Source organism: Aquimarina macrocephali (assembly GCF_051627225.1).
Classification (GTDB): Bacteria; Bacteroidota; Bacteroidia; order Flavobacteriales; family Flavobacteriaceae; genus Aquimarina; species Aquimarina macrocephali.
Window position 1 is genome coordinate 2,505,710 of record NZ_CP151795.1, and the last position, 18,158, is coordinate 2,523,867.

Genomic DNA, 18,158 nt, shown 5'->3' on the forward strand with positions numbered 1-18,158 from the left:
ATTATTTTCGACTATACCTAAAAATCCCTCAACGATACTAATAAACTAAAAATATAAGTTTCAAAGAATTTGAAGACTGTTTCACTATGGATAGAATGCCTTCAGAAGTCTGTAAATTGTTATTTAATAAACAACTTTGTATTTGCAAAGAACATCATTAATGGTTATCCTGATAAAGGATATTATGCTTCTCAACAAAATATTATTAGGAATATAAACGCTTACTAAATAGGCTTTTTTCTGTTTTTTGGAGCGCTGATTAAGAATTTTAAAATTGTAATCAATTGAGTCATAATGCTTTGTGGTTGTTTGAATCTACTCGAAAAATGCAGTGTGTTCAAATTGTTATTTATACTAGTACGCATTATAAAATTAACATAAAATTAAGAAGATATGTGAGAAAGTCATTATAATTTTACTGGTGAAATAATCTTTGTAAAAAAACGAAGTGAAGTTTCATTATCGTTTCTTATTTTTTATTAGAGATAAGAAATGTTTAAAAAGTGAACACAGGTCAAAAGCAAATTTTGCTAACTGACCAACCCCCGGTGTGATATTCGAACTTTTTCGAATCTTAATATTACCAATACCCCATTAATTACTTTTTTTTAAATTGATAAGAATCAGTTGATTGGAAAATACTAATTGACCAACCAGAAGTATGTCCAATCTTAAAAATGCATATCTACAATCGTCTATTGATGCTCATAACTTCTTTAATTGAACTTAGAAGATTAAAGATTTTTATCAACTTTTAATAAACCGACTTAAATAATGGCTACACCTAAACCTAACCAGATTTTTTAAAACCAAATAAGAATCAGTTGATTGGAAATGCTAATTGACCAACCATAAGTATGTCCAATTGTTAAATATATTTATCCACAACCACGTATCTAAGATCTATTGATATTCCAACTTTATTAATTGATCCTAGAAGATTAAAGATATTTTATCAACTCTTAATAAACCGACTTAAATAATGAATACACCTAAACCTAATCAGACCATATATCCGAGAACGGTACTGGAGAGAAGAAGAAAAAGAAATGAAAAAAACTGGTATGTTTTTTATACTTCACCACGTGCCGAGAAAATAGTATACAACGATCTTTTAGCAAGAGAATATGATGCGTTTCTTCCATTGACTAAAACATTAAAAGTTTGGAAAAATAGACAGAAAAAACTCATAGAATCTCCACTTTTTCCAAGCTATATTTTCGTAAATACTAAAATGAGCGAGATATATGATATCTCCAGAATTCCCAAAATAGCTACATATATTAAATGTGGACAAAATCCTTCCGTCATTCCACCAAATGATATAAATACTATTAAAAAAATGCTATTACTTGAACAAGATGTTTCTGTCGAAACTATTTTTTGCGAAGGAGAGCAAGTAAAAATTGTTCACGGGCCTTTAACCGGGCACGAAGGCATTTTGGTACAGGAAAAAGGTAAAACAAGATTTGGGATTCGTCTCAAAGAAATAAACCATACAGTGTTTATTAATGTTTGTACCAATATTTTACAAAAAGTAAATAGTCCCTGTACAGTTAAAGAAAAGTAGCCACCCACTCCCTGTATTTTCAAAATATCCCTTCGGTGTTAATCTAGATGTTTAACACTATTCACCTTATGTCTTAAAGTTAAATCTGCTTAAAACGAAAAAAGCACTTTTATACTCGAGGAAGGGAACGAATAGATATTAATAAATTTTTATAAAAAGTATCAGAGGTATTTGTTGAGTTTTTGCAGTATAACAACTACAAAAACTCAACAAAATATTAACTATTCAGGTACCTTTTCATAGTTATTACAAAGAAAATGATAGATAAAGAAATACTATTAGAATCAACAGAGAGTTATCTTACATCTCTTATATCCGAATTTGCTGAAATATCAATAGGAGATAATTGTATTTCTACTCCATTTCAGGAATTAGGGATTGATTCATTTCGTATTCTGCAGATTATTAAGAAATTAGAAGAGGAATTTGGAACTTTACCAAAAACCTTACTTTTTGAAAATTTCAATATCGGTGATTTAAGTCATTATTTCGTTGATAAATATGAGGAGGTACTTCAGAAAAAATTTAAGAAAGAAGGAGAAGAAACTTATGTAACCGAGCATTCTGATGAGGAAACATTAAATTCTACCGAAGAAATTTCGGAAGTAGTTAACAATCAATTAAAAAATACTTCGCAAAAAACGGCCATTCTTATACTAGAAAAAGAAGCTATTAAACATCCTGAGTTACAGGAATTAGTAAAAAAGCTTTTTAATCAACATAAGAATGAAGGTTCTGCATCAAGAGGTACAAGGAATATAGCTCCTAATCTTTTTATTGGCGCCGATAAAAAGGGATACTTTAACTATAGCCGTTATAAGGATATCATATTAGTATATAGCTATACAGGAGCCAAAGATTATCTACCCATTATTACAGAAGAAATATATCAATACTGTACCAAAAATGATTTTGAACTCAACCTTTTCACAGTCGAACAAATAGATTCGATTGGAGGAGTTTTATTTACTGCTACTCCCTTTGGCGTTTTGTCAAGGGTAAATATAAAAAACTTCACGCTTCAAGGAAGCAAGATGCGTCGTTTACGCTATCAGGTATCAAAGTTTGAAAGGACAGGAAAATGCAGAACCGAAGAATACCAGAATGGTTCTGATAAAAAGATAGATAAAAATATTGCCAGAATTATAGATGAATGGTGCGCCCCCAGGACAATGGTTAACCCACTCATCTATATGGTTAAAGAAGAAATTCTATCTGGTAATTTAAGTGTAGAACACAGGCTTTTTCTAACATATCTTGACGATGTCCTACAGAACGTAATCCTTATTTCAAGATTGTCATCAGAAGAAAATGGGTATTTAATGGATTTAGAATTCTACCCAAAGGATATGCCCTTAGGAGGATTAGAATTTGCAATCGTGAATATTATCAAAATTTTAGAAGCCGAAGAGTATACCACTTTAAGTTTAGGAGGTACGTATGGTTGTAAACTAGACTCTTCATCAAATGCAGATTCTGAACTGGACAAAACACTGGATTATCTGCGTGGGCAAAATATTTTTAATGATGAAGGAAATTTACAGTTCAAAAATAAATTTAGACCAGAGCATAATACTGTATTTCTTTCTAGGCCTGTAGGAAGCAACCCTGATAATGTAACCGACATTATTATGATGATTGCAGATCCAATGAAAATGCAAACTTCAGATGAAGAAAATCACACCTTCTCCAAATTAAATAAGCAAGCTGCTGCATCAGAACTAAAAACAAGGAAACAGGATACATCAAATACAATTGGAAAATTTAATCAGGTTAAAGGAAATGAACAGGAAGAGAAACACAGATTGGTGATTCAAGGAGAAGAGCGATCTGTTATGTTATCAGAGTATGGTTATAACCCATTGAATATTCCAGATGATCAGGTTACGTTTGATCTGAAAACCGACTCGTGGGCTCAATTGGAGTTACCCGCTATTCAAAACCAGTTAGGCTTTTTATATACGCAGCTTCAACAACCGGTAGATCTGGTCGAGAGCTTAAGAAGTGTTTTCCCTTTTTCTTATTTTACGTTAACTACTGCAGGTCGTACTGCAGAACGTGCTTTTTGTAAATCATGGCCTAAAAAAGGAAAAGTGCTTCAGAATTTACTTTTTCCTACCACGATTTTTCATCAGATTGAAAATGGATTTACACCAATAGAGCTACCACATCCCGAGGTGTACAGACTAGATTCTGAAGAACAATATAAAGGAAACCTAAATTGGGAGACTCTTAAAAAGCAAGTAGAAGAAGACCCGAAGTCTGTGGCTTTTGTTTTTATCGAGATGAATGATAATGCAGCCGGCGGAGCGCCAGTATCCTTACAGCATCTCAAACAAGTCAAAAATTTCCTTTCAGAATATGCAATTCCTCTTGTTTTTGATACTACAAGAATTGTAGAAAATGCTTTATTTATCTTGGAACATGAAAACGAATTTATTGGTAAAAATGTTTGGGATGTAGTAAAGGAAATGACCTCTTATGCAGATGCTATAATTACAAGTCTGGCTAAGAATTTTTGTGTAGACAAAGGAGGATTGATCGGTACTAATGATGTTGAACTCTACAATAAAATTCAAAATTTTGTTCAGGAAGAAAGCATTGGGCTTGATGTAATCGATAAGAAAGTTATTGCGTTATCCTTTCAGAACAAGAATAAAATTGAGACTCGAGTCCGTAATAGACTACAATCTGTACGGACAATCTGGAGAGTTTTAAAACAACAAGGAATTCCTGTCGTACAACCAGCATTAGGACACTGTATATTGATTGATGTTAAACAGGTTCCCGAATTTAAATCATTTAAGTACCCTGTAGCGTCATTTGTATCCTGGTTATATCTAAATACTGGGATTCGTGCAGGGGCTCATAATGTAGGAATGCAAAAAGACACAGAAATTAATAATCTGGTGCGCTTGGCCATTCCGGTGGGTTTAAAACATGAAAAAATAGAGGAAATCACCAATAGGTTGATTAAAGCCTTTAAGAAAAAAAATAATATCTCTGAGATCTTACCAGAGGAAAATCAATCAGAAACATTTGGGAATATCTATACCAATTTTAAACTCAAAAAATATCATAACCCTTCTGGAGAAGTAGTTTCAAAAACACTTAATTCTGGAGCCTCTTCAATAGATTCGGCAACCAAAGAAAAATCTACACAAACTGATCTAGATATTGAGGTAAAGGAAACTGAGGCAAATGAGGGTATACAAAGTAATAAACCTTACCAAACAGGAGATATTGCTATTGTTGGGATAGCCGGCCGTTACCCTAAGGCCAAAAACATGAATGAATTCTGGAACAACCTGGTTCAAGGAAGAGATTGTGTTGAAGATATCCCCGATACCCGTTTTGAGCAACGCCTTCATAATAAATTTTCAGAGAAATACCGCGGAGGATTCATCGATGATGTTGACAAATTTGATTCGCTGTTTTTTAATATCTCTCCTAGAGAAGCAGAATATTTGGATCCTCAGGAAAGGCTTTTTCTTGAAGTGGCCTGGGAAACACTCGAAGATGCTGGTTATTACCCAGAAACATTAATAGACGACAATGCTCCCCGAAATATAGGAGTTTATGTAGGAGCAGTATGGACACTTTATCAGGTGGTCGGTACAGAAGAAAAACTAAAAGGGAATTTTGTTAGTCCCAGTTCACATTTATGGGGCATTGCCAATCGCGTGTCGTATGCTTTTAACCTTTCTGGCCCGAGTTTACCTATAGATACAGCTTGCTCCTCGAGTCTAAGTGCATTATATCTGGCCTGTGAAGCAATCTATAAAGGAGAATGCTCTGGCGCCATTGTAGGAGGAGTTAATCTTGATGTACATCAAAGTAAAATAGATATTAATAAAAGTGGAGGAGCACTTTCAGCAGATGGCGTATGCCGTACCTTCGGTAAAGGTGCTAACGGCTATGTAGCTGGTGAAGGCGTTGGTGCCGTTTATATTAAACCTCTTGATAAAGCAGTAAAGGATGGAGATCATGTTTACGGAGTGATCAAAGGTATCGCCGTCAATCATGGTGGAAAAACCAGTGGATTTATGGTGCCCAGTCCTAAATCACAAGCACAGGTAGTTACTGCAGCATTAGAGAATGCAAAAATTGACGCCCGAAGCATTGGTTATGTAGAAGCGCACGGAACAGGGACAGAACTAGGTGACCCTATCGAAATTTCGGGTTTAAATACTGCCTTTCAGGAATATAATGTAGATAAACAAGAATGCTCTATAGGTTCAGTAAAAACCAATATTGGGCACCTTGAAGCCGCAGCGGGTATCGTAGGATTGCACAAGGTACTTTTGCAAATGAAACATAGAAAACTTGTTCCTTCCCTGCATTCTTCTGAGTTAAATCCTTTCATCGATTTTAAAAATTCACCTTTCTATGTAGAGCAAACGGTTAAAGAATGGAAACCTAAGGAAATTGATGGTGTTCAATACCCTCTTCGAGCAGGAATTAGTTCTTTTGGAGCAGGAGGAGCCAATGCACATATTATCATTGAAGAATACGTAACTCCAGTTGAGCAACAAAAAGAATTACCTTCAAAATTTAAAGAGTATATCTTTCCGCTTTCGGCCAGAAATGAAAATCAACTTCGGGAAACAGCAGTTCGCTTGCGCACATTCCTTCAGAAAGATTTATCAGAAGAAGAACTACTTAACAGTAAAGATATAGCTCATACTTTACAAATAGGAAGAAAATCTTTTGATCATCGCCTGGTTATTATTGCAAAAACAAAAAAAGAACTGGTTCAAAAACTTACTTCATTTATTGACGGCAAGCAAGACAATACGATGCATGTTGGAGAAGTAAAAAACAGTCAAAATATTACACGTTTATTAAATCGTAAGGAGAAAGAAGAGTTTATTAAATTCTTATCTCAGAGTGGAGATTTAAGTAAACTAGCCCAACTCTGGAGTGTTGGATTTCTTGCAGATTGGCAAGGAATACAAGCTCTGGAAACAGGAGTAAAGATTTCTTTGCCAACTTACCCTTTTGCAGATAAGCGACACTGGATTTCTGATGATACTTCAGAATCATCTAACCTTACCTTACATTCAACCACAGCCCTTCATCCGTTAATCGATTCTAATGAATCGACATTCGAAAGACAGGTTTTCAAGAAAACTTTTCATGACAGGGATTTCTTTATATATGATCATCTGGTATCGGAGATCCCAACTTTACCAGGTGTTGCTTATCTGGATTTTGCAAGAAAAGCCGGAGAACTTGCGACGGGAAGAAAAGTTCAAATGATTAAAAATATCCTCTGGTTAAGTCCACTCACGGTAGTTGATTCGGCTCCCAGAGAAGTATTTATTGAACTGAAACCTAATGGAGAATCTGTGCATTTTGAAGTATTTAGTGAAGAAGAAAATAATGCAAAGCAGATATATTCGCAAGGGAAACTTCTATACGCAACCCATCAGGAGTTGACTGCAGTACCCGAATATATAGATTTAGAAGAAATTCGTACGAGATGTTCAAAAGTTACCAATGGAAAGGAAGCATATCCACTTTTTAAATCACTGGGACTGGATTTGGGGCCAAGTTTTCAGGTGCTTCAGGATATTTTCAAAAATGACGATGAAATATTAGGAGAACTTCTTATTCCAGAAATCAGAAACAACGATTTTAATGATTATCTGCTTCACCCTTCCCTTGTGGATGGTTCTTTCCAAGCAGGTATGGCGGCACAATTAGGAGCACAAACCGGAGAAATGTTTGTACCGTACTCAATTGGCGAAGTCGAAATTATGCAACCACTAAAATCAAAATGTTTTAGTTATGTCAAAAAGGTAAATAACCCTGGTTCTAAAGTATCTAAGGTGAATGTTTTTATTGTGGATGAAAACGGAATGATCCTAGTAAAAATTAGGGAGTCTATAGGAGTTCCACTTGTTAGTGTTCACGAAAAGCCGGATCAGACCAAAGAAGAAGAATATTCAAAACTGTATTATTCTCACGAATGGCAGGAATCTTCATTAGAACAAGAAAAAGTAACACTTGATGAATCAGGGCCTATTTTACTTTTTAGTCCAGATGAAAAACTCCGAAAAGTTTATAAAAATCGATTTAAGAAGGATGACGATATTATACTGGTCGAACCTGGAGATTCTTATGAGAAATTAAGTGATCAGAGGTACAAGATTAATCCACAAAATGATAAGGATTTTAAGAATCTTTTTGAAGCTTTGAATAAGGATATTATCAAGAAAATATGTTTTGCGTGGCCAATAGATATAGCATTAAAAGAAGAAGGCGAGTATAACGAAGGGTTTTTAGGTAGATCGTTTAATAAAGGCATTTACTCCTTCCTTATCCTATGCCAATCGCTGATCGAACAAAAGCTCGATAATGTTCAATTATTATATCTGTATTTAGGGCAAAATGATAGTATCCAACCGCATCATGAAGCAATGAATGGATTTGCTAAAACCCTTCAGATGGAACATCCAAAACTGTATTGCAAGATCTTGGAAATCCAACAGTCAAAGAGTTCTTATGATAAAATCCTGGATATAGTTTTGACAGAGTTGCATCCTGATACTTTTAGTGCGATGACTATTCGTTACCAGGAAGAAGAACGTTATATCAGAAAAGTAAAAGAATTTTCTCTACTCCAAGCTAAAGGTTCTGGCCCTACCGATGGTTTGGGATTGAAAGAAAAAGGCGTATATATTATTACCGGAGGAGCAGGAGGATTGGGGCTCATTTTTGCTGAATATTTAGCCACTCAATGTAAAGCGCGATTGGTGCTTACTGGTAGATCTAAACTCTCGAGTGAACGTAAAGCCAAGTTAGATGAATTAAATGAAACCGGTGCCGAGGTAATGTATATGTCAGCAGATGTTTCTACCCATAAAGATGTTGAGAACCTTATTAAAAAGACGAAATCAAAATTTGGAGAAATCAACGGAATCATTCACAGTGCAGGTGTTTTAAGAGATTCATACATAAGAAATAAAACACGTGAAGAAATGGAAGCGGTTTTTGCTCCTAAGGTATATGGAACTCTCCATTTGGATGAAGTAACCAAAGATGAAAACCTGGACTTTTTTGTGACGTTTTCATCCCTTGCAGCAGTTGGAGGAAATGCAGGCCAGTGTGATTATTCATTTGCCAATCACTTTATGGATTCCTTTGCCGGTAAACGAAAATCGTTACAGGAAAAGGGAGAACGATCAGGAGTAACACTAAGCCTTAATTGGTCTTTGTGGGCAGATGGAGGAATGAAATTGGATGAACAAACTGAACTCTTCTTCAAAAAAAATCTGGGAATAAAACCTTTAAGTATTGAAACTGGCTTGGAAGCATTTGAGAAAGGTATTCATGCCAAAAAAACTCAATTCATAGTATTAGAAGGAATACAGGAAAAAATAGAAAGAGCCTGGGGCATTAATGAGAAGAAAATTTCAGAACCTGTATCGACAAGCGATGTAACCTCACTTGACTCTGAAGTACAGGTGGTGGATCGAAAGGCAGATAAGGAATTGTTCACGATAGTTCGGGGTACGCTATCTGAAATTGTTATGGAATTATTGAAACTGGATCCAGAAGATATTTCGTACGACAAAATATTATTAGATCTGGGGTTTGATTCCATAGGTCTAACAACTTATGCAAACCGAATCAATGAATTTTATAAATTGGATGTAACTCCAGTACTCTTTTTTGAATATCCTTCAATTAAGGAAATCGCAACATTTCTCTCTAGAGAACATAAAAATGAAGTACTGGGAGTTCATAAAGTTTCAGGTGATTCTAGTTCATCAGACACCAAGAAAGAAGCTACCCAATCTTCAAGAAAAAAAGAACAACATGCTGATGATGAGAAAGTTGTATTTAACATCGATAAAGGATGGAATGGCAGTGCATCGGATCAACAATCACATACCCAAACCTCGGGAATAGGATTATCCACAGAAAGCCGTTTTATTGATCAGCCAATCGCTATAGTTGGTATGAGCGGTGTTATGCCAGGATCAAAAGATTTAGAGGAATTTTGGGAAAACCTGGAAAACGAAAAGAATTTAGTCTCTGTAATTCCTGAAGATCGCTGGAATTGGGAAGACTACAATGGAGATCCTTTTAAGGAGAAAAATAAGACCAACTCTAAATGGGGAGGTTTTATGAAAGATGTAGATAAGTTTGATCCCCTATTTTTTGGAATTTCTCCCAGAGAAGCAGAAATGATGGATCCACAGCAACGAATATTTTTAGAAACCGTCTGGAAAGCTATTGAGGATTCGGGACATAAAGTTTCTGACCTGTCCGGTACCAAAACAGGGCTATTTGTTGGGGTAGCGACTAGGGATTATGCAGATTCATTGGTAGATAATCAAATTCCGCTTGATGGATATACCGCTTCAGGAAACTCCCATTCTGTATTGGTTAATCGGGTTTCTTTCCTATTAAACCTTCGTGGGCCTAGTGCTCCACTTGATACAGCATGCTCCAGTTCTTTGATTGCAATCCATAGGGCAATAGAATCGATACATACAGGAAGTTGTAATATGGCAATAGTCGGAGGAGTACAGTTAATGCTTACCCCAGCAGCTTATATTTCATTTGGGATGGCAGGTATGTTAAGCGGTGACGGGAAATGCAAAACCTTTGATAAGAGTGCAAATGGATATGTGCGAGGAGAGGGATCAGGAGCTATATTCCTTAAACCTCTAGATAAAGCAGAAGCTGATAGAGATCATATTTATGCAGTTATAAAAGCAACTACCGAAAACCATGGAGGAAAAGTTACCATGCTTACGGCTCCTAATCCTGTAGCCCAAACTGATTTGCTGGTTGAAGCCTATGAAAAGGCTCGTATTGACCCTTCAACAATTGGGTATATCGAATGTCATGGTACAGGCACCAGTTTAGGCGATCCTATTGAAATTCAGGCTCTGAATAAAACATTTTCAGAATTATATAAAAAGCATAATAAAGCTTCTGCAGAAACTCCTCATTGCGGTTTATCCTCTGTAAAAACTAATATTGGTCATCTAGAGACAGCTGCTGGAATAGCTGGTGTTCTGAAAGTATTGTTATCTCTCAAGCATAAAAAAATACCAGCGACACTCCACTTTGAAGAACTCAATCCATACATCAACCTTAAAGGAAGTCCGCTGTACATCGTGGATAAAACACAAAACTGGGAAACTATAAAAGATGATCAAGATAATACCTTACCGAGAAGAGCGGGAGTAAGCTCTTTTGGTTTTGGCGGAGCAAATTCTCACATCGTTTTAGAAGAATATATTCCGAAGGAAGATCATTCACCAGTTGAATCAGAGGAACCACATATCATTGTACTTTCAGCAAAAACCGAAGATCGACTTAAAGTATATGCTCAATTGTTATACGATCACGTAGAAAAACATAATGATAATCTTTCGGATCTTGCTTTTACACTTCAAATTGGTAGGGATGAGATGGCTGAACGTTTGGGACTAGTTGTAAGTTCAGCCGAACAACTGAAAGAAAAACTTTCTGTTTATCTAAGTCGAAAAGAAAATATAGAAGATGTTTTCTATGGAAGGGTTAAACAAAATAACAGTTCAGATTTTATAGATTCAGAAGGAAATAATGACTCTTCAGAAACACTAATAGATAAGTACTTTAGAGATAAGAGTTATTCTAACTTAGCCGAAGCTTGGGTAAAAGGTATTAATATTGATTGGATGCAACTTTATAAGCAGGCAACCCCCAGACGTATTAGTTTGCCAACATATCCTTTTGCACGTGAGAGATACTGGTTTAATCTGGCTGATAGTGAAAAGTCAAAATCTGATGGAGAATTTGAAAAACTTCATCCGTTGTTACATTATAATTCTTCAACACTAAGTCAGCAATGCTATACTTCAATCTTCAGTGGCAAAGAATTTTTTGTAAAAGATTATAAGATACAAGAGCAAAATGTGATGCCTCTTGCTACCTATTTGGAAATGGCCTATGTAGCAGTAGAAAAAGCCATGTCAGATCTTAATGAATCGATAATTCTGGAGTTAAAAAATATTTCATGGGAACACCTGTTCACTTTTAAAGAAAAAAAAGAAGTCAACATATCCCTTTTTGAAAATGATTACAAAGGAGTTGACTATGAAATTTATAGTACTGAAGGAGAAAAAGAAATAATTCATTGTCAAGGACAAGTTGCACTAGGAAGAGATCAGGCTTTAACAAAACTTGATATAATGCAACTCAAAACTCACTTCGCAGCAGAACCACTAGATCCTGAAAAACTATATGACATTTTAGAGCAGATGGATATGAGTTATGGTTCTTCTCTTAAAGGAATAAAAGCCTTTTATAAGGGAGAAAATCAAATACTTGCTCGGTTAAGTTTACCAAAAACTGTAGAAGATAATTATGAAAGTTATACTCTTCATCCAAGTATTCTGGAGAGCTCATTTCAATTAGCAATTGGTTTATTGACCGATCTGGATCCGCAATTAAACCAACCCTTATTACCATTTGAAATAAGATCTATGACATTATTTTCTCCCTGCGATAGAGAATTGTATGCCTGGGTTCGTTATTCAAAAGGAAGCAAACCAGAGGATAATACGGTTAAAGTGGATATTGATCTTACTGATGAATCGGGTAAGGTATGTATTAAGATGAAGTCTCTGACATTTGACAACACCTTACACAAGCAGCGAATGAAAGATACTTACAAAGATTTTGAAATGCTTATAAATGCAGTCCAAAATCGTGATACGACCGAACTAGAATATACCGAGACAGAAAGTTCTGAAACTAGTTTTAATCAATTGTTAAAAGATTTATACTAAAGGAAATACAATGACAGTAATTGATAATATATTCGAAAAAATTGTTTCAAAAGAAATTGATGAGAAGGAAGCAATTCAAAGTTTTAAAAATTTGCAGGAGTTTGAACAAAAAGAATTGATATCTAAGCTTAGATATCAACTATCAACGGGCAATAAAGAGGATTATACAACAAAAAAAACGCTAACTCCTCTTGATCAAAGAGATTTAAATGATAAGCAAAGGGCTTTTATAAAAAAACTGGCCTTGGATTATGAAAACTTTGTTCCAAAATCAAAAAATAATGTGATTGAACACCAATCATATTTTGTTGATCAAAGAAGAGCATTTCATTTAATTAAAGAAATTAAGGAGTTACATTTTCAAATTACCTATGAAAATGCAGAAGGAGCTTATGTATATGATATCGATGGAAATAAATATATCGATATATCGGGTGATATGGGGGTTAATATTTTTGGGCATAAGCCAAAGTTCATTTTGGATGCTGTAAAAAAAACAATGGATAAGGGAATTCCCTTAGCAGGTTATTCAAATGCAATATTTGAAACAACAAAACTTTTTAGTGAAATAACCGGGCACGAGAGAGTACTTTTTACACAATCAGGGACAGAATCTGTAATGGTAGCTGTTAGAATAGCACGTGCAGCAACACAAAAAAAGAAGATAGTGATTTTTGAAGGCGCATACCATGGGTTATCTGATGCCGTTATGGCAATAAAAGATCAGAACGGAAATAGTTTTGCTGCAGGACCAGGTATGTTACAGGAATTTGCAGAACAAATACTTGTATTAGATTATGGTGATAAAAATGCTTTAGATATAATTGAGGATCATATTGATGAACTCGCAGGCGTTTTGGTGGAACCGGTACAATCCAGATTTATTTATAATAAACCGATCGAATTCTTGAAAGAGTTACGAAAGTTTACCTTAGAAAAGGGAATACCACTAATTTTTGATGAAATGATTACGGGATTTAGAGTATCTCCCAAAGGCGCCCAGGGGATATTTAATATTAAACCCGATTTAGCAACGTATGGAAAAATAGTAGGGGGAGGATTACCAACAGGGGTAATTGCAGGATCAGCAAAATACATGGATTTGATTGATGGAGGGATGTGGAATTTTAATGATGATTCAATGCCAAAATCAAAAAGAACCAGTATGGGGGGAACACACTCACAAAACCCATTAAAAATAGCTTCATGCCATGCTGTACTATCTGAAATAAAAAGAAAACTACCTAAAGATCAAGAATGTAATAACGATAGTAAAAATTGTAAATGCTTCTTATGTGAGTTAAATGATAAGACAAAACATATGGTTGAGGAGCTCAAGGTATTCTTTTTGGAAAATAGGTTACCAATAAAAATCGATTATTTTGGCTCATTATTCCGGTTTAGGTACTTGGATAGTTTTTGGGGAGTAACAGAAGCATTGATGTTTATTTTGATGAGAATGAATGGTATTGAGACAAATATTCAAGGAAACTGTTTTTTAACAACTTCACACACAAATAATGATATCAAAAAGATAATTGAAGGGATAAAAGTAAGTTTGAAAACCCTAATGGAGGAAGGTTTTTTTTATGAGAAGAAAGAGGAAAGAAAAGAGGTAACAGAAGAAAAGAAAGCTCATGAACTAGTATTGAAAAAAAATGAATCAGTTTCTACTCAGAAGAAAGTTGATATGAAAATAAATGACAAACAAATGGCTAAGCTTAAAGAGTTTATTGTCAGTGACCTGATTAAAGAACAAGAATTATATTAGTATGGAAACAGTAGAAGAAACAACTATTTATGATGCAGTAAAAAGTATAGTTGCATCAACCTTGAAAATCCCTTTAGATAAGTTTGATGCTGATTCAGATCTTGAAACTTTTGGGATGGATTCTATCATTGTAATGGAATTGATGACAAATCTAACGAATCAATTAAATGTTTCCGTTACTCCAGCACAGTTTACCGAAGTAAATACATTAGGGGATTTGGCCGGTATAATCGAGAAAGTAAAAAATGAAAAGCAAGAAAATATTGATGAAATAGATATTGTTGAGGAAGAATCTTTACCAGAAAATTTGTCTAATGATACTGATATATCTTTAAAAAAGCCTTCTATAGTAATTAATGATAGATTACATAAAAAGAGGCGTAAAAAAAATAGCCCTTTTCAAAGAGTATTAAATTATATCAATCAAAAATATGCCGTTGATCTTTCATACAGAAACTTCAAATCTATTGATGAGATAGCAGAATGTCTGATAGTAAATCATTATGAAGATTTAACCAATAATATTGATGTTTTTAAAGAAATTGATATTAATAAACCTCAAGTACCTAAAATTTCAAGCCAGAAAACAGATTCTTCTTTTAATGAAGTTCAAGATATTGCTATTGTTGGTATAAGCTGTAATTTTCCTGATGCACCAAATACAAAAATGTTTTGGAACAATTTAATTAATAAAAAAAATAGTATTCAGGAAATTCCGGAGTCAAGATGGAATTGGAAAGCCTTCTATAATAAATCAGCTACACCAAATACAACTATATCAAAATGGGGGGCATTGATAGAGGATGTGAAATGTTTTGATCCTGGTTTTTTTAATATAAAACCGGAAGAAGCAATGTTTATGGATCCTCAAGAACGACTGCTCATTCAAGAAGTATATAAAGCATTTCAAGATGCGGGAATGGATATTGATAAACTCAGGGGGTCTAATACTGGTGTTTTTATGAGTTATGAATATGCTGAGTATGAGAATTACCTAAGAGATAACAAAAATAATATCAAAGGAGTTGATCCTGAGTTTTTGGTTTTTTCTTCTTCAAGCCCATCTTATTATTTGGCAAATAGAATTTCATTTGTTTTTGATTTTTTAGGCCCGAGTGAGTGTATTAATATGAATTGTGCAGGATCTGCAGTTGCCATCAACAGGGCGTATTACTCCTTGTTAAATAGGGAAAGTGATGTGGCAGTTGTGGGAGGAGTATCTTTAAATCTGTTTGCAGAAGATTATATTTCCTTGTCAAAAATTGGAATGTTATCACCTAATGGGACATGTGCAGTTTTTGATGAAAATGCTAATGGATTTACAAGAGGAGAAGGAGCTGCTTCAGTAGTTCTAAAGAGACTTGACGAGGCAGAAAGAGATAATAATAGAATCTATGGGGTTATTAAGAATAGTCATCAAAAAAACAGAGGTAATGCCAGGTTTTTACAAGAAATTAAAGTAGAGTCATTTACAGATGTTATTAAAGAATGTTATAAAAAAGCATCAATAAAATCAGAAACAATAGACTATATTGAAGTTGATGGGTATGCTACGAAATGGGGAGATTCTTTTGAATATGAGGGGATTAAAAAAGTGTTTAAGGGTAATGAATCAAAAGAAAAGAAATGTGCTTTGGGTAGTGCTAAAGGAAATATAGGTCACCTTGAATCTGTAAGTGGATTGGTTAGCCTTATTAAACTATCCCTGTCATTTTATAACAAAAAATTTCCAGCAACCATATCAAAAAACGAAACCAGCTCATTCATTGATATTCAGGATTCCTCTCATCCACTTTATATTGCAGATTCAGATATCCCATTCGAATCAATACGAAAAGATAGTTCTCCAATAAGAGCAGGGGTTAATTCCTTTTCAGATAGTGGAGTGAATGTTCATATTTTGATGGAAGAATATAATAGGAAGGTTTCAGACAATATTAAAGAAAGCAAGACTGAGCCACAATTATTTATTATTTCAGCAAAAAACCGTAGTAGTTTGGATAAATACGTTCAGAAATATATAGATTTCATGTCAACTGCTCATCAAGAGCTTTTTGACGATATGATTTATACATTACAAACTGGGCACCAAGCAATGGACGAAAGGTTGGCTATCCTTGCTACATCTTATGCTGAGTTGTCTAAGAAGCTTACCATGGTCAAACAGATGGGTAAAGAAATATCATTAGAAAAAGAAGGGATTTTTTATGGAAATATTAATTTCAACAAAGAAAATCGAATAATCAATGCCCTAACACAAGATGTTATAAATATAATGGTTGAACAGAGTTTGCATAAAGCTCAATGGGAGCAATTAGCTCAATTATGGATTTGTGGACTTCCTATAGATTGGACAATAGCTTGGAAAGATAAAGAAGTATGTTCAATATCTTTACCAGGATACCCTTTTGAAAAAGAAAAATATTGGGTTGATATTGATAAGAAAGATCAATCAATAGATTATAAGATACAAGAATCTATTCCTGATAATATAGAAAAAATTCATACTACTTCAAAGCAGTCTAAATGGTTTTTCTTTATGTCTAAAGATGCTTCTGAAAAGAGTTCTATGGAACCAAAAGAAAAGATAGATTTATTTTTTAAACAAGAAGTAGCTTTACAACTCAAAAAACCTATTTTAGATATTGCAAATAATCAGAATTTTATTGATTTGGGAATGAGCTCAATAGGCTTAATTTCAATGATCGCTCAAATAAACGATTTACTTCGTATAAGCATATCACCAGCTATTTTGTTTGATTACTCAGATATACAAAAACTTACAAAATATTTGGTCGACAACTATGCAAGGAAAATAGAAAACCTAGTTGTAACAAAGGATAAAAATCAATTTTGCAAGCAATATTCTTCCCCAGAATTAAAAGAAGAAAAGGTTAATTCTGTAGATTTTGACAATATGGTTGCAGTGAATGTTAAAGGAGAAAAGGAACCTATTTTTGCTGTTCCTGGAGCTGATGGCAATATGATCCCATTACAGCATCTAGTTCATGCATTGGGTAAAGAACAACCTTTTTATGGTATAGAAGCAATTGGACTAGGAAAGCAAGCATTATCTTTTAAAAGTGTTAAAGAAATTGCAGAATTTAATATTGCTACTATAAAAAAAGCAAAGTCTAAGGGGCCTTATCGTCTATTAGGGTTTTCAAATGGAGGGATAATTGCTTACGAAATGGCTAGAATATTACTTAGTCACAATGAAGAAATAAGCTCTTTAATACTTTTGGATACTATTTCACCATTACAACCTCCAATTGATATTTTTGATGACTTGGTAGAAGGTATTAAGGCAGTTTTTATAAATTCATCCGGACAAATACTAGACATAGACGTCGAAGAGCTAAAAAAAATTCCGGAGGATAAAATAATAGATTATTTTTATAATAATATCAAAAATTTGGGATTTAATTTTCCAAAAGAACAATTGGCTATAAGTATCAATACAGCTCTTATCAATGATAAAAATTGCCGTTCATATAAGCCTTTAAGATTGCCATCAAAGATTGATGTAATACTCATTAAAGCAACCGAAGGTTATACCGAGGTATATAAAAACGCTCCAGAAGATTATGGATGGAATGAATTATTACAAAAACCAGCCCATATATATTCAATTAAGGCAAATCACTTTTCTATTATAAACAAAGATAATAGTAAAAAAATTGCTAAAAAGATTAATACTTTTTTCAATACAACTTCACCCAAGAAATTATCTGCCAAAAATAGAGCAAATCAAAAAGTGCACCAGTAGATAAAAAACGGTTTTTGATCTTCAGATCAAAATGAAATCATTAAAACCCCCTGTGGTTTTATTTTGGAGGTTGTTGGTTTCAAGAATTTTTTTTATAGATAATAAGATGGTTTGTTTACTCTTATTCATTTATATCAGTTTTTAAATGAAATTCTGAGATAGCGGCTATCGATGTTTATCTCTTATTAAGACTTTGTCAAAATGCATTAGGAATAGCAATGTAAAGTCTAGAAGTCGATGATACTTGGA

4 protein-coding genes are annotated in these 18,158 nt (G+C 34.1%); all 4 read left to right on the plus strand.

The features are described 5' to 3' along the window. Positions 1-982 precede the first annotated feature (982 nt). The 4 genes from AAFU52_RS11220 (at position 983) to AAFU52_RS11235 (ending at position 17,909) form a co-directional block, all read left to right on the plus strand. Positions 983-1,570 carry a UpxY family transcription antiterminator gene (locus AAFU52_RS11220; protein ID WP_024769849.1) on the plus strand — a complete coding sequence of 196 codons (588 nt, stop codon included), beginning with the start codon at positions 983-985 and terminating at the stop codon, positions 1,568-1,570. Between the two features lie 257 nt (positions 1,571-1,827). Continuing rightward, positions 1,828-12,369: an SDR family NAD(P)-dependent oxidoreductase gene (locus AAFU52_RS11225; RefSeq protein ID WP_438426441.1), complete on the plus strand. Its 10,542-nt coding sequence runs from the start codon at positions 1,828-1,830 to the stop codon at positions 12,367-12,369. Positions 12,370-12,379: 10 nt separating this feature from the next. Next, positions 12,380-14,140, plus strand: coding sequence for an aminotransferase class III-fold pyridoxal phosphate-dependent enzyme (locus AAFU52_RS11230; RefSeq protein ID WP_438426442.1), 1,761 nt, complete (start codon positions 12,380-12,382; stop codon positions 14,138-14,140). A 1-nt stretch (position 14,141) separates the two neighbouring features. Continuing rightward, the gene (locus AAFU52_RS11235) at positions 14,142-17,909 is read left to right on the plus strand and encodes a beta-ketoacyl synthase N-terminal-like domain-containing protein (protein ID WP_438426443.1); all 3,768 of its coding nucleotides are present in this window, start codon (positions 14,142-14,144) and stop codon (positions 17,907-17,909) included. Positions 17,910-18,158: the final 249 nt, after the last annotated feature.

Coding starts and splice junctions, on each gene's coding strand:
- AAFU52_RS11230 (WP_438426442.1), top strand. CDS start 12,380: ATGACAGTAATTGATAATATATTCGAAAAAATTGTTTCAAAAGAAATT.
- AAFU52_RS11235 (WP_438426443.1), top strand. CDS start 14,142: ATGGAAACAGTAGAAGAAACAACTATTTATGATGCAGTAAAAAGTATA.
- AAFU52_RS11225 (WP_438426441.1), top strand. CDS start 1,828: ATGATAGATAAAGAAATACTATTAGAATCAACAGAGAGTTATCTTACA.
- AAFU52_RS11220 (WP_024769849.1), top strand. CDS start 983: ATGAATACACCTAAACCTAATCAGACCATATATCCGAGAACGGTACTG.